This window comes from Paractinoplanes ovalisporus, assembly GCF_016834655.1.
GTDB classification, from domain to species: domain Bacteria; phylum Actinomycetota; class Actinomycetes; order Mycobacteriales; family Micromonosporaceae; genus Actinoplanes; species Actinoplanes ovalisporus.
In genome coordinates, this window is the sequence record NZ_JAENHP010000045.1 from 1 (window position 1) to 22,004 (window position 22,004).

General features: G+C 65.7%; 14 protein-coding genes. 4 read left to right on the forward strand and 10 right to left on the reverse strand.

Annotated features, from left to right (window positions below):
• Window positions 1–124 precede the first annotated feature (124 nt).
• The 7 genes from JIG36_RS50735 to JIG36_RS50765 form a co-directional block, all read right to left on the reverse strand.
• A complete protein-coding gene (locus JIG36_RS50735) occupies window positions 125–412 on the reverse strand; it encodes a hypothetical protein (RefSeq protein ID WP_203384148.1) in 288 nt (95 codons plus the stop codon).
• A 655-nt stretch (window positions 413–1,067) separates the two neighbouring features.
• On the reverse strand, window positions 1,068–1,445 hold the full coding sequence (locus JIG36_RS50740) for a hypothetical protein (protein ID WP_236050195.1): 378 nt from the start codon (window positions 1,443–1,445) through the stop codon (window positions 1,068–1,070).
• Window positions 1,446–1,677: 232 nt separating this feature from the next.
• Window positions 1,678–2,283 carry a hypothetical protein gene (locus JIG36_RS50745; protein ID WP_203384150.1) on the reverse strand — a complete coding sequence of 202 codons (606 nt, stop codon included), beginning with the start codon at window positions 2,281–2,283 and terminating at the stop codon, window positions 1,678–1,680.
• A 16-nt stretch (window positions 2,284–2,299) separates the two neighbouring features.
• Window positions 2,300–9,154 (reverse strand): polymorphic toxin-type HINT domain-containing protein, encoded by a 6,855-nt coding sequence (locus JIG36_RS54575; protein ID WP_203384151.1) that lies wholly within the window; start codon window positions 9,152–9,154, stop codon window positions 2,300–2,302.
• A 2-nt stretch (window positions 9,155–9,156) separates the two neighbouring features.
• Complete coding sequence (locus JIG36_RS50755) at window positions 9,157–12,543, reverse strand: LamG domain-containing protein (RefSeq protein ID WP_203384152.1); 3,387 nt, start codon at window positions 12,541–12,543, stop codon at window positions 9,157–9,159.
• Between the two features lie 614 nt (window positions 12,544–13,157).
• Window positions 13,158–14,678, reverse strand: coding sequence for a DUF6183 family protein (locus JIG36_RS50760; RefSeq protein WP_438870823.1), 1,521 nt, complete (start codon window positions 14,676–14,678; stop codon window positions 13,158–13,160).
• Window positions 14,679–15,422: 744 nt separating this feature from the next.
• Entirely contained in the window at window positions 15,423–15,668 is a 246-nt protein-coding gene (locus JIG36_RS50765; RefSeq protein ID WP_203384154.1) for a hypothetical protein, read from the reverse strand.
• A gap of 440 nt (window positions 15,669–16,108) precedes the next feature.
• Here JIG36_RS50765 and JIG36_RS50770 point away from each other — a divergent pair, with 440 nt between their 5' ends.
• Together JIG36_RS50770 and JIG36_RS50775 are read left to right on the forward strand one after the other, a co-directional pair.
• Window positions 16,109–16,897, forward strand: a complete 789-nt coding sequence (locus tag JIG36_RS50770) for a hypothetical protein (protein WP_203384155.1) — start codon at window positions 16,109–16,111, stop codon at window positions 16,895–16,897.
• Window positions 16,898–17,187: 290 nt separating this feature from the next.
• Window positions 17,188–17,619 carry a hypothetical protein gene (locus tag JIG36_RS50775; protein WP_203384156.1) on the forward strand — a complete coding sequence of 144 codons (432 nt, stop codon included), beginning with the start codon at window positions 17,188–17,190 and terminating at the stop codon, window positions 17,617–17,619.
• 352 nt (window positions 17,620–17,971) lie between these two features.
• Here the strand turns inward: JIG36_RS50775 and JIG36_RS50780 are convergent, their stop codons facing one another.
• From JIG36_RS50780 to JIG36_RS50790, 3 genes are all read right to left on the reverse strand, one after another.
• Window positions 17,972–18,331: a hypothetical protein gene (locus tag JIG36_RS50780; RefSeq protein ID WP_203384157.1), complete on the reverse strand. Its 360-nt coding sequence runs from the start codon at window positions 18,329–18,331 to the stop codon at window positions 17,972–17,974.
• Window positions 18,332–18,622: 291 nt separating this feature from the next.
• Window positions 18,623–19,537 carry an ATP-grasp domain-containing protein gene (locus JIG36_RS50785; RefSeq protein WP_203384158.1) on the reverse strand — a complete coding sequence of 305 codons (915 nt, stop codon included), beginning with the start codon at window positions 19,535–19,537 and terminating at the stop codon, window positions 18,623–18,625.
• A 102-nt stretch (window positions 19,538–19,639) separates the two neighbouring features.
• Window positions 19,640–20,383, reverse strand: a complete 744-nt coding sequence (locus JIG36_RS50790) for an HD domain-containing protein (protein ID WP_236050196.1) — start codon at window positions 20,381–20,383, stop codon at window positions 19,640–19,642.
• A 69-nt stretch (window positions 20,384–20,452) separates the two neighbouring features.
• On the opposite strand from JIG36_RS50790, the gene JIG36_RS50795 reads away from it, so the two are divergent.
• Complete coding sequence (locus JIG36_RS50795; protein WP_203384159.1) at window positions 20,453–21,367, forward strand: LysR family transcriptional regulator; 915 nt, start codon at window positions 20,453–20,455, stop codon at window positions 21,365–21,367.
• A gap of 177 nt (window positions 21,368–21,544) precedes the next feature.
• Entirely contained in the window at window positions 21,545–21,886 is a 342-nt protein-coding gene (locus tag JIG36_RS50800; RefSeq protein ID WP_203384160.1) for a hypothetical protein, read from the forward strand.
• Window positions 21,887–22,004 lie beyond the last annotated feature (118 nt).

Below are 22,004 nucleotides of genomic sequence, written 5' to 3' on the forward strand. Positions count from 1 at the left end.
TAACTCGGCCGCACCTCGGCGACCATCCGCACCGCTCGCTCACGAAGTTCCGCGGGGTACGGCGAAGGGCGTGACATGAACTCGATCCTCCAAGAGATCGGGCCGATATCAAACCCGGGGCGGTTCACCCGGCAGCCAACCCACCACCGAAACACACGAACGGCTCCGCCACGACCGCATCGACAAAGCCGGAAAAATCACCCTGCGCTACAACGGGCAGCTCTACTCCATCGGCGTCGGACGAACCCACACCGGAACCCACGTCCTGATCCTGGTCCAGGACCTCAACATCCGGATCATCGACGCCACCGGGCAACTCCTGCGCGAGCTCGTCCTCGACCCCGCCAAGCGCTACCAGCCCACCGGCCGACCACCCGGACCCACACCAAAAAAGAAGAACCCCTGAACCCACAACCGCAGGTTCAGGGGTTTCCGATGTCTTGAGACATCACATTGTCGGGCTGACAGGATTTGAACCTGCGACCCCTTGTTTTCGACCGCGCGCCTCAGAGACCTGTCATCGCTTGTCACAACTTTGCCCTGACCTGCGCGAACGCTTCTTGCGGAGTCAAGATTCTTGTCACTCGCCCAACGCAGCTTTTCACTGATTTCGGGGGGGTAAACGGGGGGCAATCGACTGGACGGCGCTACCAAGACACCTCAGCCCTCACCGGACCGCGCCACGAAGACGAAGCAAGTACTTGCGCTTGCGCCAGAAGTCAACCTGGATCATCTGAAGATCGGGAAAGGGCAGCCGTCGCGCCGCCCCTCGCCCCAAGAGATATTTGTCGGCAGAATTCCGGCAGCAACGAAACTGAACACCGCCCGCAGCGCATCATTACTGGGGTACAGGCTGCCATTCCGGAGATTCCGTCCTTGAACGAAAATATGCGAACCAGGCGACGCCGTCGCTGGGCCTCGGCCGACGGCCCTCACTAGCAAGATAGGGCGGCGGTCGTTCCCAGTAGGCTCTGCTGCCACCGGAACCAGTCAACCCTGTCGTCTCGCGACACGCCCGCAGCGTGTCGCAGGACAGCATGAATCTGGCGGGGGTTTAGGTGTCCGGGTCAACGCAGCCCGTCCACCGCCTCCTCGAGTAGCTGCGTGAGTGTCGGCAACTGCTGCTGCAGCGGCGCCTCCACGTTCCATCCGCTTGCCTCATTGCGACCGGCATGCAGGCGCACTGTCACCGTGGCGTTACTCGATCGCGCCCGTAGCCACACCTGCCATGTGCTCTGGTCGTACCAAGCGAAAGCAGCGTCGCCGACATCAGGCACGTCGGCGAAGTCGGCGCCGCCCATCTGAGATGCAGCCGTGCGTTCGGCGGTGTACTGCTGCTCGCTCGTAGCGACACCCTCGGCGCCGGGATCGATGTGCGCGCGGAGCTCGAGCAGCGGTTGCACCGCGGCCGACCTGTAGACGCAGGCGGAGTCGGTGTCCGACACCTCGTCCCCGCTTCCTTCGGTAGGCGGCGTCCCCTCGGCCGACAAACCATACGGCGGATCGGACAGCACTGGGCATCCGCTGACCTGCCGCCAAATGACCGCACTTGCTCCCGGGCCCGCGGAGGCGGGCCCACCCGCCTCCCCACCCGGACTGGCGCAAGCGGCCGTAGACAGAACGGCGGCGAGCACGCACGCCGCCCACGTGGACAACCGTCTCATCATCGACTTTCTCTCAGAATGCTTGTGAGAATTTGCGAGCGAACTCCCGATACGACTTCGCGTACAGATCGGTCGAATTGCCCGTGCGATCCAGTTCCTGCCGTATGAGTCTATCGGCGCCGGGCATATCGCCGCTGAGTGCTCGAATTGTCGGCAACACATAGTATTTGACGTGCTCGGCAAGCAGGCCTGACTCCTCGATGGAGGTCGAGAAAGCCTGCCAGTCCGACCATTGGTCGATGAACGGCTGCCCATACTGAGAAACTGCCACGGCCAGCTCCTGAGCGGTCGCCGCCAGGTCCGTACCCGACTTGAATTCCCATTGAACGAAAGAGTTCTGAGGCATCAAGTAGCCAAGCGGCCTGGTCACACCGGCTAGCGGCGCGGACCAGCCGGCAGTCTCGACTAGAACACGTTCAAGATGCTCATATCTGACTCCGACAACAGGACTGACATGCAAGGCCTCCGGCATATCCCATGTCGCCAGATTGAGCCCGAGCCACCCGTCACCAGTTGATGCCGCCGTTGACCGAAGGTATACGCCGCGTCGCTTTTTGAAGTCGTGAATGCCCAACGCGGCATCACACGCCCGCAGAGCGTCGGTTTTCAAGCTGGCCATGTATCTCCTCCGCACCTCAGCAGTAACGGTAGCCGCTATAGCCGGCGATGTTCACGCGCGTCGGGCCGAGTACGGTTCCACCGAGTCCGGCCGCATGTGCGTTCGGCCCGACGAACGTTCCGCCGGCGGTTTCGACGGACAGGTAGCCCCCGCCTCGCCCCTGGCCCCTCGTCCACCCCGCACGTTTGCCGTTCTTGGCGTCGTAGACCGAGACCACCCCGTTTTTCTCGGCTACCACATCGAAACGGACCATGACGCCGTTGGCAGCTTCCATGCTGATCTCGGTGCCTCGGATGGCGTAACCCTTACGTTGAAGATCACCGATGAGCCACGCCACCCCTTGTTTGCCCTTGTTCGGGCTGTCCGCCCCGCCTTGGTTGTGCACTAGGACCGGGATGTTTCCGGCTAGGACGTAGAAGGTGTGCACCCCATGGACGGTCAGGTTGAGCATGTATTTCGGGCCGGGAACCGTTTGGCGGCTGTGAACCCAAGCCGAGCCGCCGATGGTGCGCAACCGGTGTCCGGGCACAAGGTCGTCAGCGGCCACCCACTGAAGCGCCGTCTCGTCCCAGAACGGGTGCTCAACGGTGGTGTGCAGAACCTCGATCGAGCCGTCAGCACGACCGACCTGTACGTCGACCAAGTCCTGATCGAGGTTGTTGTGCAGCGCAGTGACCTCAGCCGCCGCCGTACTTCCGGTCACCGGGTCGGTCGCTAGAACCCGATCCCCGACCTGCACGTCCCTGATCGGCTTTGTGGTTCCGTCGGCCATGAGGACCGGCGTAGCAGGGTCGAAGCTGTTCGCCGATGCCGATGATGCGGCGCAATATCGCAGGGCTCGCTCTGCGGCAGGTTCTTGCCCGCTCAATGCGGCACGCATGAGACGAACAATCCCGGAACCGCCACCGCCGACGACAGACAGGAGAAGGGCGTCGCCGACATCGTGGTTCACGGTGGTGCCTAGTGATGGTCCGCCGGCCATTCCGGCGATGCCGTAGTCCTGGCGGCAGGCGAGGCTCTCGCCGCAGTGGATCTGTGCCGCCACTCGCCATGGAACTGCGCCGTTCTTCAAGTCCTGCAGGTAGGCGGCGCACATTCCGGGGTCCATGCGGCAGAAGCCGCCGATTTCGGATCGTGCGTCCGGGTCCGGCATGGACATGATCTGAATCATGGCCGCCCGGACCCGTTCGGTCTGCAGGTAATTGCGCTGTTCGCAAGCGTTGGCCGAGCTGCAGCCTGCCTTGGAGCCGTTGTTGCCGCTGCCGCCCCGGCCGCCGCCACCACCGCTGCCGCCGGACTTGCCGGTGCTGCCACTGCCCTCGGTGTTCTGCTTGTGCTCGCAGGAGTTCGCGCTGCCGCAGGCGCCGGGGTTCTGGACGTGCTCGGGGGTGTCCGGGTAGCCGCATCCGCCGCCACCGCCGGGACACGGGTCAAGGCCGGATGGGTCGCTGTGGGTGATGGGGCTGTTGTTGGCGTAGGAGTAGCCGTTCCATTGCTGCGGATCGCTGAGATCCTGAAGCGGGTCGACGGACACGAATCGACCCAACGCCGGGTCGTACTCGCGGGCGCCGATGTGGGTGAGGCCGGTCGGGTCGATGTCGCCGCCGACGAAGCCCTTGCCGTTGGGCCAGGTCGGGTTGGTGCCGCGGGACTCGCCGTACGGCGTCTGGCGACGCACAGTGACTTGTTGGGTGTAGGCGTTGACCGACACCTGCTGGGTGCCCTGGTGGTCGCTGAACAACCAGTTGAGGCTCTGCTGACCAGCGGTGCGCGAGGCGACCGTGGCCCCGGCGAAGTCGTAGTAGCGGGTGCCGTTGACGGTGGCGGTGTTGCCCGACACCGTCCGGCGGATCTCCTGGCCTGGTAGATAGAGCGTGGTGCCACCGGGGTCACGACGGATCAGCCGGTTGCCGCCTGCGTCGTACAGGTTGGTGGTGGTCTTCGATCCTTCGGTGACCTTGACCAGCTTGCCCTCGGCGTCCCAGGTGAGGACCTGGCCGTTGGTGGCACCCGGCCGGGTGGTCATGTTGCCGGTGTCGTCATAGCCGTACGAGACGGTGGTTCCGGTGGTTGTTCCGGGCCGGGTGGTCGTCATTGAGGTGACGGCGTGCGGGCGGACCACGTTTACTCCGGCCGCCGGCACGACATAGTCGCGGGTGACGTCACCGGCCGCGCTGTGCTGGACCTCTTTGGTTCGGTTGCCGATCCGGTCGATGGTCCAGTCGTGCCAGTAGGGAGCCGGGCCGCCGAGGTTCGCCACCGATGGCGCCTGCTTGCATGCGGTCTCGGCCGCGACGTCGGTCTTGGGCGTCCAGGCGGAGGCGAGTCGCTGTAGGCCATCGTAGCCGAAGCATTGGGTGTCGGCGGCGCCCACCTGGGGGTTGTCGCTGATCCACTCGACGGCGCCGGCGGGGGCGTATCCGTAGGTGCGATCGATGATGGTTCCGGTGGCGGTTTCGGGCTTGACCACCACTTGGTGCACGCGCCGGGTGTCCAGTTCGTACGACACGGACTGCTCGGCGTAGACCCCGCCGGCGATCTTCAGCGTGGTGACGGTGGGTTCGCCGTACCCGGTGTACTGCTGGCCGGTGACGTAGCTGCCGACGTTCGTCCAGCCCGAGGTCAGGCCGGAGGGCAGACCGGTGGTGGCGTTGAACTGGGTCGTCACCGCCTCGGCGGGCAGATCGCCGGCGACGGGGTAGCCGAGTTCGGTCGGTGTCCCGGTGTATGGCGAGTAGCTGTGGCTGTAGATGTAGGTGCCGTTCAGGCCGGTCTCAGCCGCGGGGATGATGTAGTGCTCGCCGGAGACCTGGTAGCGCTGGTTGAAGCTGCGGGCCTGCCATTTGTACTGATTGCCGTTGTCGTAGCGGATCGTCTCGGTGAGCTGGCCCTTGAGCGCCACGCCGGTGTAGAGCCGGTCGTACTTGTTCTCCGTACGTTTGTTGGTGTCGGCCACGGCGTCGTCGTAGACCACGGTCTGCCGGCCCAGGTTGTCGTACGTGTATACGAGGACCTCGTTGCGGGCGTCGGTGGTTTTCGTGAGGTCGCCGGCGTCGTTGTACGCGGAGACGAGTTTGCCCTTGTCCGGGTCTTTCGACTCGATCTGCCGGCCGCGCAGGTCGTACTTGTAGGTCCACTCGTCACCGGGACCGTCGGTGACCTTGGCCAGCTGTTCCTTGGCGTCGTAGGTGTAGGTGGTCGCCTCGTACGCTCCGTTGACGCCGGCTGCGGTCGTGTATTGACGGGCCTCGGTGATGCGTCCGAGCACGTCGACGATCGTGGTGGTCGGGGTGCCGCCTCGCGGCGGAATCACCGTCGTCCGGTCACCCTGATATGTGGTGGTGGTCTTCCACTTGTCGACCAGGTTCGTGATGCCGTCCCCGGATCGGAAGACTTTCTCCGTGGCGCGGTTGGCGCGGTCGTAGACCGTCACCTCCTGGGTGGGTACCGACCATTCCGGTTCCCACCACAGCGTGCCCGACTCGGTGCCCGGCTCCGTGTGCGATGAGAAGGTCATCGCCGCGCGCCCGTAGGAGTCGTAGAGGGTATCGGAGACGACCCGGCCTCCGCCGACTGCGGCCTTCTGCTTCTGGCGCGGCCGGAGCATGCCGTCGTAGATCTCGTACGTGGTGTCGGTGCCGCCGCCGGCGTTCAGCGTTGCGCTCTTGACGTACGGGTACGTCTTGCGGTCGGGGTCGTAGAAGTAGGTGAAGGTGGCCAGCGGCTCGCTGGGATGCTCGGCCCGGGTCCAGCCTGCGTCCCACACCTTGGAGGTACGCCCGAGGGGGTCATAGGTGCCCTCGGAGATTCGGCCGTTGGGGTCGGTCACCTTTCCGGGCACGCCCCAGTACGGGTACATCGTGGTGGTGTTGATCCAGCCTTGCTGAGTGGTGACCTTCTGCTCGGTGACCAGTCCTTGGGCGGGTGTGTAGTCGGTGGTCGTGGTGTTGCCGCGTACGACGTCGGTGCCGGTCTTCTGGCGTCCGTAGTCGTCGAAGGTGGCTGTGGTGGTGGTCAGCCAGGTGGTGCCGCCTGCCGCCGTCCAGTCCTTGAGGGTGTCGACGCGGGTGGCCAGACCCTCCTTCGGCACTGTGTCCACGCTTGTGGCGCCGTCGAAGAAGGTGCGGGTGTCGGAGATGACGTGATCGGGGCTGGTCGGGGCGGTACCGCAGGCCAGCGCGGTCACTGTCGCGCGTTTGACGAGCGTGACGATGTTCGCGCCGATGTTGCGGTTGTAGGTGGTCGTGGTGCATTTCTCGTCGCCGGTCTTGGCCACGTCGCCGTCGTCCTGGACCCACTTGGCGACGCCGTAGTCGTCGTCGAACGAGCTGTGCTGGCGGGTGACGCGCCATCCGCTTGAGCCGTTTGTGCCGAGGGCGGTGCCTTTGTAGACGGTCTGCAGGCCGGTGAAGCGGGCGGTCACGGTGTCGCTGTTGATGGTGCGCGAGGCGGTGGGTCCGGATCGCCACGGCACGTTCACGGTTTTGCTGACGGGTTTGTCGTCGGTGCCGTTGTAGACGACTTCTTCCCGGGTCATGCCGGCGAACTCGTCCTCGTCGTAGACGGTCTCCCCGCCGGCTGACGCGCCCACCGTGACGGTGCGGGTGGTCGTGCCGGTCTTGGACAGGCGGTCGCCGTGCATGCCCCGCAGGAAGGTGGTGCGGGTCAGCGTGGGATCGGTGTCGCCGACTCGGACCGCGACGCTCGCGTAGCCCCGGAACTGGTTCCAGGTCTTGTACTTGGGTTTGGTCAGCCCGTCGTCATCGGCGAAGTGCCAGGCGGGTGTGCCCTCGTAGTCGTAGTAGGTGTTGATCGCAGGTGCGGAATGCCCGTCGGCGAGCTGGACATCGCTTTGTGACACCTGCTTGACGACGTACTTGTGCCACCACTCGGTGAGATCGCCGCCGGAGGTGGACAGCGGATCGGGGCCGATCACGGGGTAGCACAGTTTGGTGTTGTTCTGCTGCGACTCGGGCAGGTTTGTCGACGAGCATTCCTGCCGGGAGTATGTCACCTGGATCAGCGCGCCGGTCTCGGTGTGGATGTTGGCGAGACGCTGCCAGTTGTTGGTGGTGTTGGTCTTGGTCAGGACGCGGTTGGGCATCGAGACCGGCGTCAGGGTGACCGGCGGCATCGTGACGGTACCGCCGACGTGCCCGGTCCGCACGATCGAGTTGAGCCACAGACCGCCGCGCTGGCCGTCGCCGGGTGACGGGAAGCTGTGCGACAGCGCATAGGAGTCGACCTCCTGCCAGTCGGCGGTCGGCTTGGTGGTGTCCCACACCCGGGTGGTGATGGTGGTGAGCCGTTCGGTCGACCAGAACGTCGGCGAGTAGTTGTCGCAGCTGGTGGCGTCGGCCTTGCATTCCTGGTCCCACGGGGTGTCCGGCCAGTGGCTGCCGTCGTGGGTGGCGCAGTCGGACAGGCAGCGGTTGCCGGTATCGAAGATGACCTGGGCGAGCGGCTTGACGGACCGGCCGGCGCTGCCGCGGTCGAAGGTGCCGTAGTCGATCCGGTCGAGAGTGCCGCCTCGAACGTAGCTGACCGGCTTGGTCGCGGTCACCTCGGTGCCGTACTTGTTGGTCTCCTTGCTGTACCACAGCGACAGAGTGTTGCCATGCACGTCGACGGCGTAGTCGAGGTTCCACCGCCACGCCCGCGTCTTGCGCGAGGCCGTGAAGGTGTCGGCGTGGCCGGGCTCGTTAGGGTGATTGCTGTAGACGGGCACAGTCCAGGTGGAGTCGGTCGCGGCGCTCTGGCCGGGCAGGTCGTCGAGGCCGAAGAAGTACTGGGTGCCGTCGGTTGCGGTCACCTTCCAGTGCTCGCCGTCGATGTCGCCGTTGGTCGCGCCGGTCAGCTTCTCGATCTTTGAGCCGTCCTCGGATCGGCCGTGCCAGCCTTTGCCCTTCTCGAAGACCAGTTCGGTGCTGCTGCCGCCGAGGGACATGACGGCGTTGTCGGAGCGCCAGCAGAGGTCGGCGGTGTTCTTCGGGTTGTTCGCCGGCTCGGCGTCGTCGTCGGCACAGGCCACGTATCGCCGCTCGATGAAGCCAGGTGAGTACTCGAAGCCTTCGCCGATCCAGGAGGGCTGGTTGTTGGTGGCCGACGAGCGGCCGTCCACGCTGGCCGAGGAGTAGCTCAGTGATACCGCGGGCTGCGGGCCGGCGATGCCGGGCGGGATGCGTACGGGGTAGGACCAGGAGAAGCCGCCCGTGGAGCCGCCCGCCGACCACGTGGATGAGGCAGCCAGCGGGGTCGCGGAGAAATCGCCGGAGTCGCCGGAGGCAGCGGCGGCCAGCGCCACCAAGGGAGCCGATTTGGCGGAGTTTACGGGGACGTCAGCAGTGACCGCTGATGCGGCCGTGTTGTTGATGGACGGCAGTGGCTGTGCCGAACAAGAAGCTGTATCGGGTGTCGTCAGCGCGCAGTCCGGAAGTCGCCAGAGCCGCAGCCGCGATGCCCAGCCGGCTCCGTACGCGTGCTGGAACTTCGAGTAGTCCACGGACACGGAGGCAGTGCCGGCCGTGGTGGCCGAGACGCGAGCGACAATGCCCGCCCGCCATTTCGCGGGCACAGCGGCGCGGTCCACGACCTCGGCGCGGACGGCGGCCGTCTGCTTCTTCATGGAGGTCCGCAGCTGGGTTCCGGCCGCCGGCCAGACCGGCGCGGCGAGAACCGCGTCCGCGGTCTTCCGGATCGGCCAGCCGATACCGGTGACTTCCCCACCGTCGCGGTCCACCTTCTCGATCTGGCCGGCCAGATGGCCAGGCTTGGCCGGATCGGCTTGGGCGGGCGGGACCGTCAGCAGCGAGCCGGCGACGGTGAGGACGGATACGGCGGCAAGAGTGAGGCGGAGCCGGGAGGTGGGCACGATCAGGACTCCGTCTCGTCGTCGGTCTGGGACAGGTGAGCGACCTGGGCGACCGTCATAGCGCCCTGATAGATACGCACGTTGTCGATGCCGCCGTACCACTGGTCGTAGTAGGCGCCGGTGCCGTTGTCCGGGGTGAACCAGGCGCTGCCGACCATGAGCGGTCCGGCGGCGTTCCAGACACCGACGGCGGTGGGTGGCGTCTTGGCGACTCCGTTGACGTAGAGGCGCATGGTCTTGCTGCCGGCGTTGTACACCAACGTCAACAGGTGCCAGGTGCCCTCGTCCTCGACGTCCAGGGCCTCCGGCGCGATGACATGGGTCCAGGTCTCGCCGAGGTCCTGGTCGATGCTGGGAACCATGACCTCGAAACGCTGAGCGGTGATACCGCCGATGGTGGAGCTGCGCGTGCCGAGGTAGAAGGCGGAGTGTTTGGTGCCCTTGGCCGCAAGCGCGGTCATCGTCGAGGTGGTGGATTCGACGTGCACGCGAACGCTGAGCGTGAACGACTGGTTGGTGTAGAGCACCGGGGCGTCCTGCCACTGCGGGTTGCTCAGGTCACCGGAGTTGCGCTGCGATGCACCGAACTCCCGTGTGGTGGTTCCGTAGAACGGGTCCGACGGGTCGTTCCAGTTGATCTGCCTGTTGTCGAAGGCGGCGTAGTTGCCCCGCATTCCGCTGCCCGGCACGATGTCGACGCCCTGGGTCAGGCGCAGCCGGTGGCCGAAGCCGGTGGCGTTGTCGGGTTCTTCGCAGACGTTCTCGACGGCGGGATCCCAGCACAGGACCGCATCCTCGAAGTTCCAGTCCGCCACCTGAATGGGCTGGACTATGCCGCGCTCCGCCTCGACCGCGTCCTCAGGGTCGGTGGCGTGACCGGTGAGGTCCTCCTGGACGATCGCGCGGTCGAACACCTGCACATCCGCGATGCCGCCGGCGAAGTTGTCCAGCCACGTCAACGGGTCGTACTTGCGGGTGGCGATCCGTAGCGGGCCGCTCGAGGCCCAGGCCGTGGCGGGAGCCGCAGCTTCCGCCTGGAAGGTGCCGTTGACCCAGATCCGGAGCTTCTTCTCGACGGCGTCGAACGTGCCGGCAAGGTGAGTCCACTGCCCGGCCACCGCGGTGTTGACCGCGCAGGTCATGGCCACGTTCTGTGTGGCCGCGACATCAGCGTCCCGCACGGCGAAGCAGAACGACTTGTCTGCGGTGCCGTCACCGTTACGGTCGTCGCTGCGGAACTGAAGCTGGAAATTTGTCACGTTCTGGCCGTCTTGCGAGACGAACGTCTGATAGCCCGTCATGTCGTTGAGCCGCACCCACGCGGCCACGCCGTAGCTCTTGGTCGTATCGAGGACACCTGCCGCGGTGGCCAGGTTCTGCGTGCCGGTGAAGGTCGCCTGTGCGCCTCCGATCAGGCGCTGTTTGTCGGTGAAGGCCAAACCTTCGCCCGCGAGCGGGGTGTTGTCAGCGAGCGTGGGCTGCTGGTCGGCGAGGGCCTCAGCGCTGTCCACGCCGGGCCGGGTCTCCAGGCCCCAGCGGGCGACCGGAGGTGAGGCCCGGCCGACGACGAAGGTGAGGGAGCCGTCACCGACATTCAGGGTGCTGTCGACTCCTTGCAGGTACAAGGTGTTCGTTCCGTACTTCGGAGGGCTGAGCGTCACGGTGACGGATTTGGTGGTGACACCGCCCGCTGTCGTGGTGGAGGACGGGGCGATCTCGTTGACCGCCGCGTTCCAGCCGTAGCGGAACTTGACCAGGTCAGCGTCGTGCGAGATGAGCGTGAATCGGCCGGGTCGGCCCGGTCCGGTCGGCTGGGTGGTTACTTCGCCGGTGACCGTGGGATCCGCGGTGTCGATGGTGAAGGTGCACCATTGCGACGGCTGACTGCTCTGGTTGTACGGAGAGGGATCGGTTCCCTTGACCCGGAAGCGGTAGGTGTTGCCGTTGACGGCCCCGCTGATCGCTGCGCTGGTCGCGATGGTGTTCGCGGCGGCGTTGCTCACGGCCGGCGCGGGCATGGCGGTCCACGTGGTGTTCACGCGGCGCTCCCATTCCCAGGTCGCCTTGATCGACTGGGTGGTGTCGCGGTCGGGCATCCGGGCGGTGAATTTCAGAGCGGTCGTGCCGATGCCGAGGGTGTTGCTCCCGCAGCGCACGCCGTTGACGTAGAACTCGGTCGGCGTTCCCGGGCGGTTGTCGAACTCGGTGATCAGTTTCGCGTTCCCCGGGAAATACTTCTTCCACCGGTCCTGCGTCGACTCCCCTGACACATCCTTGTCCACCGCGCTGAGGACGAATGTCACGCTCGGGGACGCCTTGGTGGCGGCGGTCTGAATCGTGTTCTTCACCGCATCGGTGTTGAAGTTGATCGTCATGTCGGGCTGCGGTGAGTCCGAGCAGCCGGCGCCCTCGTTGGCGTGGGAGGAGACCTGGCCCATGAGCTTGAGGTACCAGCCGGTCGATTTCCATGCCGACCGGGGCGTGCCGCTGATCGGGTTGGAAGTGAACAAAGTGTTCGGCGTGTTCGTGCACGACCACGAGTGGTCGACCTTCATCTGCACGTAGGCGTCGTAGATGTACCTGTCTTTCAAAGGTGCGGTCGGGAACTCGAAGTACGAGCGATAGACAATGCCGCTGTTCGGGTCCCGACCGACGCGGGCCACCGACGTGTCGGTGTTGTTGCTGTTGTTGTTGGTCGAGTACGCCCACCGCGACTTACCCGTGCTCCAAACCGGGTCGATGAACAGCGGGAAGGTCGCGTCGGCCAGCAAACCGGCGTCGGGCTCGAGCACGAGGTCGCCGGCCGCGTCGACGGTGACGCGTACGTCGGCCACCTGCGCCGCGTCGGCCGGTTTCGCCGGAGTGGACACGTCCCCGTCGCTTGCTCCGGAAGCGCCGGCCAGCTTGGCGGCGGCCGCTCCCGTCTGACTCGAGTCCCACATCGCCGCCGCCGAGGTAGCGGCGACCGTCTGCCCGCCGGCTACGGCGACCACGTCACCACCGTGGGTCTTGCGCACCACGGCGTCGCCGCCGAGGTTGAAGGTGATCTGCTTGAGCCTGGAGTCCTTGGCTGCCTCAGCGGTCTTGACGACAAGGACGTGCGCGAAACCGTCCGAGGTGGCTCGCACCACGAGGTCCACACCGGGTAGCACCTCGGCGTAGGTTGCCGTGTCGGCCGACGTGGCGGGCTTCGGCAGGCTACCGAGCGGCCAGGACACGTCAAAGCTGTGACCGTCCTTGACGATCTTTGCCAGCGGCCCCTGGCCCCCCGCCGAGAACAGGACGTCGGCTGCGGATGCGCGCGGCGCCCACTTGCCGTCGGCGCCGGCGACCAGAGTCAGGTCGATGTCCTGCCATGAGCCGTCCCCCCGATGTACGCGCTGAGGCATCACCGCGGATTCGTAGTGAAGACGGCCGTCTGGCTCGGCAAACAGCTGGCTGTATTCGGTGCGCTCGGCAAGTGCCTCAACCCGCGAACCGCTGTTGGCGGCCAGGCGGGTGGCGGCTGCGACACTGGGTGCCGTGGCCGGCTCGGACGCCATCCGTAGTGGAGCACCCGACGGCGCGGCACTGGCCGGCGTTACGACCGCTGCGCCCGCGGCTGCCGTGACAACGAAGACGGCGAACGCGGCGCATCCGCGGCGCACGCGGCTGCGTTCGGCCCGGAAAAGGGCAGGATGAGGCAAGGGATCCCCCGTTCGTCATTGATCCGGAGGAACCGTAAGTGGCTGTGCGCTTGCTGTAAATAACCTTTGTGGACGCCCGATACGCGGATGTTATAGACCTAATTCGATGATTTACGCAGGCATCGTCCGACTGGGGCGCTTCGCCGGAAGAACGTTAGTAGAACAGCGCGGACCAGGCCCTTCTGATCACGAGGCACTCACCTGACACATCCATCAGCGCGGATGCAAGACATCGACGCCCACCAAAACAACTGAGTGATCTAGGACACATCGCGATCTGTGACCGGTACGTCGTTGACCTAGACCCACTAGAGGCTTCAGTCGGCGTCAGTCGCAGCTAGTACGCGCAGGTGTCGGCGGTCGGGGCTCACGGCGATGACGGCGATGTCCCAGCCGGTCTGGTCGAACCAGCGGGTTGTGGGATCGAGGGTGTACCAGCTGCGGCTGCCGGCTTGGTACTCCACCTCGGCGATGTCGGTCTGGGCGGAGCAACCGGTCAGGCCGGCGAGGGACAGCCACGCGGACAGCCGGCCTTGGGCGCCGCCTTCCCCGGCTGTGTAGGCGCCGCCGTTGGCGGCCGCGTCGAACAACGCCTGCCAAACCTGCCCGGGCGAGCTCCTGTAGATGTGAAGGTCGGCCGCAGCTGTCGTGCCGAGGCATTGCAGACCGAGACTGGTCAGGGTGTCCGCCAGAGCCCCGTCGGCAAGTTCACTGGTGAGCTCGAACGTGCGGGCTTCGCACTGGCCGTTGGACCACGACACCCAGGAGGCGACGGCGGTGCCGATAGCTGCTGCCGTTTCGGTTGTCGTGGTCTCCGTCGATCCTGGTACACGGGCTCCGATCACCCGGGCGATCGCAGGAGCGCTGGGCTTTCCAGAGAAGACGGGGTAGGAGGTCGAGTCGAGCTGGAACCGGGGAAGGGCCGGCCGTCCTTCCACCGCGGTCAGCGTGTAGGACAGACGGTCCAACACTTGGTGCGAGCGGTGCGGTGACGTCGCCCATTCGGCGATATCCGGTATGTCTTCAACCTTGATACTGCGCAGGATCAGTTCGTGCAGCACCAGGCTGCGCAGCTGCTCAACCTCTTCGGACGCAGGCCACCGGTCGGTGAACAGCACGGCCAGCTGCTTCGGACTCTGGTGGTATGCCAGTAGCTGGGCCGCTTGCCGCCGCTGCGGAAGGTCACCGGCCATGACAACACGAACGGTCTGCTCGATAGCCGCTGCTTGCTGGGTCATACACAGCAGACGCAGAAGCCGGTTGTCGACGCTCGCATACTGCCAAGGCGGTGAAATCGCCGTGCCGTACTGCTGTCGCAGCCTGATCGCCAGGTCGGCCACGAACGTCGGATCGCCGGCGGCGATCCGCGTGTCCGCGAGTGCCCATATCCCGCTCGTGTTGTCGAGATCCAGCACGGTAGTTGCCAGCTCGGTGAGGTAGCCGGCCATGCGAGGCGTGGAATCCAGGGTGAACGGCGCCGGTTCGCTGTGGTGCTCGGGCCATACCCACTGTTCGCTGCCCAGATCAGTCATCGTGCTGCACCGGTATCGCAGCAGGTCGACGTCAACAATGTCCCGGGCTCCGTCGGGATGTGCTTTGGCAGGTTTCAGGTCGGCGTCGACGTTGTAGGCGAGCCGGTCCGGCAGCCAGTAGTCGCGGCGGAACCTTGTGCGCCACTGCGAGTTGGATCCCCAGCCGTGCGACAAATCAGCGACCGGGCGGTGCCGGCGCTGCCACGCCCAGTACAGCGTTGACCCGGTGGCGACCCCAGGCGTCAGGCGACGGGCGCCGGCGCGCACGGTCACGCCGGCCCGGACCAACATCAGTGACCCGATCATGCAGCCCGGCCACCACAACGCGGTCAAGGATGGGCCGGCTTCCGGATCGTCGTCTTCTTGGACCGCGACGATTTCGTGCAGGAACGGGTGGAAACCGGCGGCGCGGGGAAAGGTGGCGCCGATCGCGTCGAGGAAATGCTCGTACGCGCCGGCAGGCATCCTTTCCGCCGCGTCGGCGGGCTCGGTCGCGGGCGGCTGATACGGCAGAAGCAGCTGCTCGGCGACCCGGCTGAACGCATACAGGGTCCACAAGTCTTCGCTACTGAGCGCGGTGCGGGCCATGTCGCGACGTCCTATGTGGTGTAGTGCTGCAATGATGGAGCGGTGGGCCGCCAGCCAGGGTTCGAGCACCTGGCCCGCCCAATTATCTCCGACGTACTCGGCGGTCGGATCGAACAGCCCGTGCCGGACGTCGTTCCACGCGCCGTCCGGGAAAGTCATCCCCGTCATGAACACCAGTCTCCCGTTCGCCGAGTTCCGTCGCCGTTGAGATTTCTTCTCGTCTCAGCCGCCGCGGATCCGGTCGGTCCGTTCGGGACGGCGCAGTGCTGCTGTGACCTGTTGGTGACAACCTCGTACTGGCTGCGCTACCGGGAATTGATTTCGCGAAGGCCAGGGCGCTGCCACGCGTTGAGATCGGTCTAACGTGAGACAGGACGTCACGCGGATCTGCGGGAACGAGAGACAAAGCGCCAACAGATGGGCGTTCACTGCAAGCTCGCGTGGTGCTGCTGCCCTGGCGTTTCACAAGCGAACGATGACGTGCTGGGTCATCGAGCTGAACCGCGATTCGACCTGGAGCCCGGGGTCCAAGTCGTTCAACCGCTGCTCGAGGTCGTCCCGCAAACCGGTATCACCGTCGCGGAAGGTCAGCACGACGACACCGGCGCCAGTGATCGCAGTGCTGAACGGGGTCAGCAACCATCCTTCTTCGCGTAGCGGCGACAGCAGGCGCGCCAACCGGTGGGCCGCTTCCTCCCTCATGGTCACGTTCACGGTGTACGCCGGTGCCGCGCTATGTGTCCAGAGCGCAGGTGCACACCACTGCTGTCCAATCCGCTCCTCGCCGGAAGGCAATCGGCTCACGGAGTTGCGCGCGGCTTGTCCGTGCGCTCGTCACCAGAGGTCGCCGAGCTTCGGCTTCACCGAGATCACGCTGCCTTCCATGCATTGCGAGCTACTGCGCCAGGCCTCGTCGTGATCGGGTTCGCGTGTAGCCAGCCTCGGCACCATGCACAGACGGTGACAGGGATCGGAACTGGGCGCGCCTTGTCTGCGGCAGATGAGTGCACCTGATCTTGAGCACGGCTGCGCTCGTTTGCTCTCTGTGGTGAGCCCATTTGCAGCTGAAACAGCGGCTTCGACCACGCCGCGCCCAGATGCTCCATATCCGGTGGCGAGGAAATCCGCGGCGACGTATCTTCCGTACGGTGACGGCGACGGACGAGGACCGCGAGCAAATCAATCAGATCTTCCAACTGTTGGAGCTGGCGGAGCAGTGGCGAGAATGGGATTGGCCCAGCGTGGAGCGGGGCAGTGCCATGTATGGGGACAACACCAAGACCAACCCGCATCAAATCAGCCACTTGTTTATCCAGTCCACAAGTGCCGCGATCGACCACCTGCACTGTCTCCGCAACTCGATGCGCGGTAGCGGGCCAGATTCCCTCTGGGTTCACATTCAGGCACCGTTCTCACTGCTGAGGGGCGCGATCGAGAACAGCTCAACAGCGATGTGGCTTATGGCGCCGGCAAGTCGTCAGGAGCGGGTGCGTCGTCGGTTGCGGTACGAGTGGGGCAGCATCAAGAACGTCGAGAGCTTCACTGAAGCGGGCCGGTTCACGGAGCGTGGTGGCATCGAACGACGTAAGGACCGTGTCCTCGGGCTGGCGGTTGCTGCAGGGATTGATGCACGCGAGCTGAAGAACAAGCCGCAATTTAGCGAGATTGTGGCAGACGTCGGCGTGGCTGTTGACCTTGTGGACGATGAGCGCAATCTTCCCCTGCTCCTTTGGAAGCTTTGCAGTGCTGTCTCGCACGGAGATACCTGGGTGCTCACCACGTTCGACCTTGAACGGCTGGGAGAGTTGGAGCCGGGAGTCGGGGCGTTCAACATGACCGCTCCCGTACCGCTGCTGTGGTCAGGCGTGAAGGCGGCCACGACGATGATCGCTCTCGTGCATCAGAAGTTCGCGATGCAGATCTTGGTACACCGCTGAGGGCAACCCTTCGTCGACGCTCCGGCTGACCTGGCGCGAGGCGTGGGCAGTGCGTTCACCGCGTCCACGCGGATCGCGGCAGATCCGGATGTCGTCGTCGGGATGCGTCGGCATACTCCCTGGGGTCTGCTGACCTTAAACGAGTCGACGTTCGGAAGCTGTCAACCCAGTCCTCACGGGAGCGCTTCTTGATGCCTGCGTGCCAGATACCTCGATGGTTGATTGGCAGGCTCGGGCCGCTCCGTCCAGGGACTTGAGGTCGGACGATCATCATCTGGAAGAATCGTGCGATGACCGTGTTGGACGAGATGAGCCCGGCGAGTGCAGACCTGATCTTCGCCGCGCTGGATTATGCGGTGGAAAATGCCGGGCTCTCGGACGAGGGCTTCACGCCCTTCGCGTTCTCGGACAGCCCAAATGGGCGCGGTTTGACGAGGTTCCTGGCTGGCGAGGGGGCAAATCTGCAGGAATGTCTTGCCGCGGGGCGTATGGCGCTGCGTGTGGTCGAGCACGAAGTCACCTGTGTGGCGCTGGCATGGGACGGCTACTACACGCACGAAGGCCGGCGCAGTGAAGCTGTCTTTGTCGAGGGCTACCAGATCGGCCACGACCGGGGCGTCCTGCTGGCCCAGCGATACACGCGGCAGGACGGCGCCCTGTCGATGGAAGGTAACCCTGTTCTGATCGACGAGCCCGTGCCGCTGGTTCAGAGCCGGCGATAGTTCGATGGTGCTTGAGATAGTCCGGGCACCGGCGTTCGTCGCGTTTCCGGTTGCGGCAGGGGCATCGTCACGGTGATCTGGACGGTGGCCGGGGGTGGCTCCCGATGCTGCGGGGCCAGGAACACGCCGAAACTGCGCGCGACCGTGTCGCCCGGCCCGCCGGCTCGTGCTCAAGATCGAACAGACCCCGGCCGCCGGTGCCGCTGCCCGGTCCGTATACGCCGATGGGGCCCGGCATATACCAGGCAGACTCAAGTCCGCATCACACTGTGTGACAGCGCTTCGCCATCCCGCCGCGCTATCAGCAGCATGATATTGCACGCCGGGCGTCAACGCTTAGTGGGCTCTAGACTCAATCGTTCCGCCCGCCGAAACTCCATTCACTACCGAAGAGTCGAACGCCACGTTGTTGATTGTCGGTCATTGTCTGACGCTCGCTGTCGAAGCGCTCTTGCTCGATGTCTAGCATCTTCTGGGCGATTGAAGCAGCTTCCCTCGCGATCTCTTCCTCGCGGAGCGCGCCGTTGATCTGCGCCTCCAGCAGTGCCAGTTGAGTTTTGGCGAGGTCTGCTTGGCGTTCCGCTACGGACGCTTGCCTGCGGTTCAGCTCCGTTTGCTCGCGGGCCTGAAGAAATTGATGCCGGGTGTACCAAGCGCTTGCTCCGCCGGTCAATAGCGCGAATACAGAAACGATGAACGCCGCGATTGCCATAGCGTCATTTTACTCAACCTGACACAACTGGCCCTCAACGCTGAACTTCACAGTCGAGTGCAGAATGGCCTGCCAAGATCCAGAATGTAGCGGGCTTTGGGTATTACCCCCACTGCGATGCACTCTCATCGGCAGATCAGTGCGCAGTCGGTCTGCACCGGTCATCGCGAGACACTGCCGGTTCGCCTTCGGCGCCGGGCAGGGGAAGTGACTATCCACCGAGGTCTTAGCGTTGATCGCTTGATTGCCATGGTGGCCGGCCAGGTCACTGCTCATCGACCGCCTTCCGACCTATTCAAGGATCGTCGCGGGGGTGCGAGGGTCGTCGTTGTGAAGGACTTCCGGTTCCAGGTCACCAAGGTGTTCCGGCTCAGCGGACGACCTTGGATAGTTGTCACTGGCATAGTGCTTCAGGGTGAAACCCGTCCTGGCGCGGTGCTCAGCGACGCGCCACGTGCCGTCGCGTTGCGCGGCCAGGTCCACGGTCACGAAGGGCAGGCCGAGTTCGGCGACGGCGCCGGCCAGCTGGGGTAGGGGTAGGTCGGCGGCGGGTGACTGGTCGGCGGTGTCGGGGTGAGCGGTCACGAGGCAGCAGGTTCCGTCGATCCACCAGGTGCGGGCTTCGGCCCCGGTGAACTCTTCGAAGCGGCGCAGGACGAACCCGCCGGTGAAGTCGTCGCCGCGCAGCTCGTGCAACCGTCGGGCCACCTTCCAGGCGGCGTCGGCGTCGGTCAGCTCGGGAATGTAGGCGGCTTCGTGCCAGTAGTGCTTCATCGATTTGGTGTAGTCGCGGATGACCGCCGGCCCGCGGCCAAGGGCTGAGCGGGCCTTGTCGAAGGCGTCACGATGCGCGCCGCTGGTCCAGACCGACAGGGGTGTGAACGGCTCGAGCGTGTCGTACCAGCCGGGTAGCTCATGCCCGCGGCGGTACTGCTCGGCGCTGGTGCGCATGGTCACCCCGCGAGCGGACAACGCTGTAACGAAGCCGGCATAGGCCGGGGCGGTCAGCATCCATCCGCGGTAGACGGCCGTGTCGCCGTCGGCCGGGATCCGGGCGACTGCCCGGGCGGCGTCACCGGCGGTGAGGGCGTCGTGGTCAATGAGCCCGACCCGGTGGCCGAGCGCGCGGGCGGCCTGAGCTTCGGCGGCCAAGTGGTCGTCGGCCCGTCGCGGGTTGAGCACGTCGCACGGCACGAGCAGCATCATAGGCAGCATTCTCCTTCGACCAGTCCCAGTCGTGCGCCCCATTTCGTGGGCTACGCGGCCGGTGGCGAGAACACGGAGTTTTCTACCACCGGCCGGTTCTCGTCAGGCGGCGAGGATGGCGGTGAAGCGTCGCTGAGCGAGGTCGAGTTGCCGGCGGATGTGGTCTTTGACGTCGGCGGGAAGTGGGGTGTCCGGGCGGTCGAGCAGGTCCCGCAGGATCGGCACGGCGGCGCGGTACTTGCGGGCGGAGCGGATCACGAGCGGCCCGACGGTGTGGATGATCCCGACACCGTTGTCGGTGAAGTCGGAAAATTTGATCACCCGGGCCCACGGCTCGCCGTCCAGTGCGTGGGCGAGGTGGGTGGTGTAGTAGTGGATCCGGTCGGCGCCTTCCGGGCGGGCGGGCATGGTCACGGCGTTGACGAGGCGGGCGACGCGCGGCGTGTACCGGGCAGCGATGACCGTGAGCGCCTCGTTTGTCGGTGGCGGGCCGTGGCCGGTGATGCCCGCGATCTTCCAGGCCTGGTCCTCCACGGCGTCGTGCAGCAGCCCGGCGATCAGCACGTCCGGGTCGTCGACCCGGTAGTGGCACAGCATGCGAAGCGTCACCCGCCAGAGGTGGTTCACGTAAGGTTCGCGGGTGCGGCGCTGACCGGCGTGCAACATCGACGCCCAGCCGGCTGCGTCGGCGATGACGTGGCGGTGTTCGGCGGGTAGGCGGTCGAGTTCGAGCGCGAGTCGGCGGCGCAGGCCCGGCTCGCCGTACACCTCGGTGACGGCGTGCAGAGGCATCACCCGCAGCTGCGCCGCCGATACGCGAGTCTGGTTCCCATCCTTGATTGTCATAGATCGATGATCCGCGCTTCGGATCTTCACCGGAACTATGAACTAGCACCAGGCTTATAGGGTTGTTCTATGACCGGCAAGCGGGTGTCGTCCGATGCACTGGGCGCGCTCGTGGTCTTCTCCGAACATCTCAACCTGACCCGCGCCGCGCAACAGCTGCACATCAGTCAGCCGTCACTGCACTCGAAGCTGGCAACGCTGGCCCGCGAGCTCGACCGCACCTTGTATCAGCGTGTCGGCAACAAGCTGAAGCTCACCCCGGACGGGGAACGCGTCGCCCAGTTCGCCCGCGAACATCAGCAACGCCTCGACGTATTCCTCGACGAACTGCAGGGCATCCCGGACACCCAGCCGCTCGTGACCGCGGCCGGGCACACCGCCTACCTGTACCTGCTGGGCCCGACCATCCGGCGCATGCTCACCGAACGCCCCGGCAGTATCCGGCCCCTGCACACCAACCGGCAGCAGATGCAGACCGCTGTCCGCACCGGACGAGCGCACCTGGGGGTGTTCAGCCTGCACGTGCTTCCCACCGACCTGGTCACGACCGCACTGGCCACCTTCCCGCAGATGCTGCTCATCCCCTCCGACCATCCCCTGGCCCGACGTAAGAGCCTGCGCCTGCGCGACCTGGCCGGCAGCGAACTGATCGTCCCGCCACCGGCGCGGCCGCACCGGACCAACCTCGAGCGTGCCCTCACCGACGCCGGCGTGGCATGGACGATCGCTGTCGAGGCCGAGGGACTACCGATGACGCTCGACTTCGCCGCCCTCGGCGTCGGCCTGGCCGTGGTGGCCGGCTGTGTGCAGCCGGCCACCGGGCTCGTGACCCGCCGCATCGTCGACCTGCCACACGTCACTTTCCACGCCGTGCACCGGCCCGGCGCCCTCGACGATCCCCGGATCGCCGCCCTGCTCGCCTCCATCCGCGCAGACATCCCGCCGGCTGCCCGGCCGCGACATCCCACACCCGCACAGGCGTAACAGCGCCATCACACCCGACCCCTCCGGCGAGCGAGGCCCCTTGTTCGCAACCGCACACCGACAACGGGCGCGGCACTGCCCTACCCTGGCCCGATAGCCGACGACGAAGCAGATCCCGTCATCCGCCCGCGGGCCGGGATGGTGATCAGCCTTCGCACCCGCGAGGACGTCATCATCGTGGACCCGCAACGGTTCATCGCCGCTGCCCGCCGCGCCTACCTCGCGGCCAACCCAACCGCTACCCCTCAACAGGTAGAGCAGGATGTCGCGGATGTGCGCGACGCCGCGTACGCGCTGATCGACCGGTACGGGTCACTCGCCCCCGACCACCCGGCCGTCGCCACCCGCAACGGTTCGCGTCCCGACATGCACGGCGGCGCCGGGCTGCTTCCCGGCGACTACGACACCGACCGCCCCGACGGACTCTCACCCGCCGGCAGCCTTCGCGTCCTTGATCTTGATACGGCGACGTTGCAAAGCTTCGGCTGCGCCCCTTCCCGATACCGACGATGGTTCTGAGCGTGAGTAAGGGTCCCGCTTGGCCGCACGTTTTGGTCCCACGTCACACGCACCGGTTTCTGTGTGCACGTGTTTGGGACCCACCCTGCTACGCTTGCTGCGCCTATTAGTGGGTGCT

What these genes read in the sequence shown, in the direction of transcription:
- JIG36_RS50745 (WP_203384150.1), bottom strand. Translation starts at nt 2,283, where the DNA reads ATGGCCAGCTTGAAAACCGACGCTCTGCGGGCGTGTGATGCCGCGTTG.
- JIG36_RS50755 (WP_203384152.1), bottom strand. Translation starts at nt 12,543, where the DNA reads ATGCCTCAGCGCGTACATCGGGGGGACGGCTCATGGCAGGACATCGAC.
- JIG36_RS50760 (WP_438870823.1), bottom strand. Translation starts at nt 14,678, where the DNA reads ATGATCGGGTCACTGATGTTGGTCCGGGCCGGCGTGACCGTGCGCGCC.
- JIG36_RS50775 (WP_203384156.1), top strand. Translation starts at nt 17,188, where the DNA reads ATGACCGTGTTGGACGAGATGAGCCCGGCGAGTGCAGACCTGATCTTC.
- JIG36_RS50780 (WP_203384157.1), bottom strand. Translation starts at nt 18,331, where the DNA reads ATGGCAATCGCGGCGTTCATCGTTTCTGTATTCGCGCTATTGACCGGC.
- JIG36_RS50785 (WP_203384158.1), bottom strand. Translation starts at nt 19,537, where the DNA reads ATGATGCTGCTCGTGCCGTGCGACGTGCTCAACCCGCGACGGGCCGAC.
- JIG36_RS50790 (WP_236050196.1), bottom strand. Translation starts at nt 20,383, where the DNA reads ATGACAATCAAGGATGGGAACCAGACTCGCGTATCGGCGGCGCAGCTG.
- JIG36_RS50795 (WP_203384159.1), top strand. Translation starts at nt 20,453, where the DNA reads ATGACCGGCAAGCGGGTGTCGTCCGATGCACTGGGCGCGCTCGTGGTC.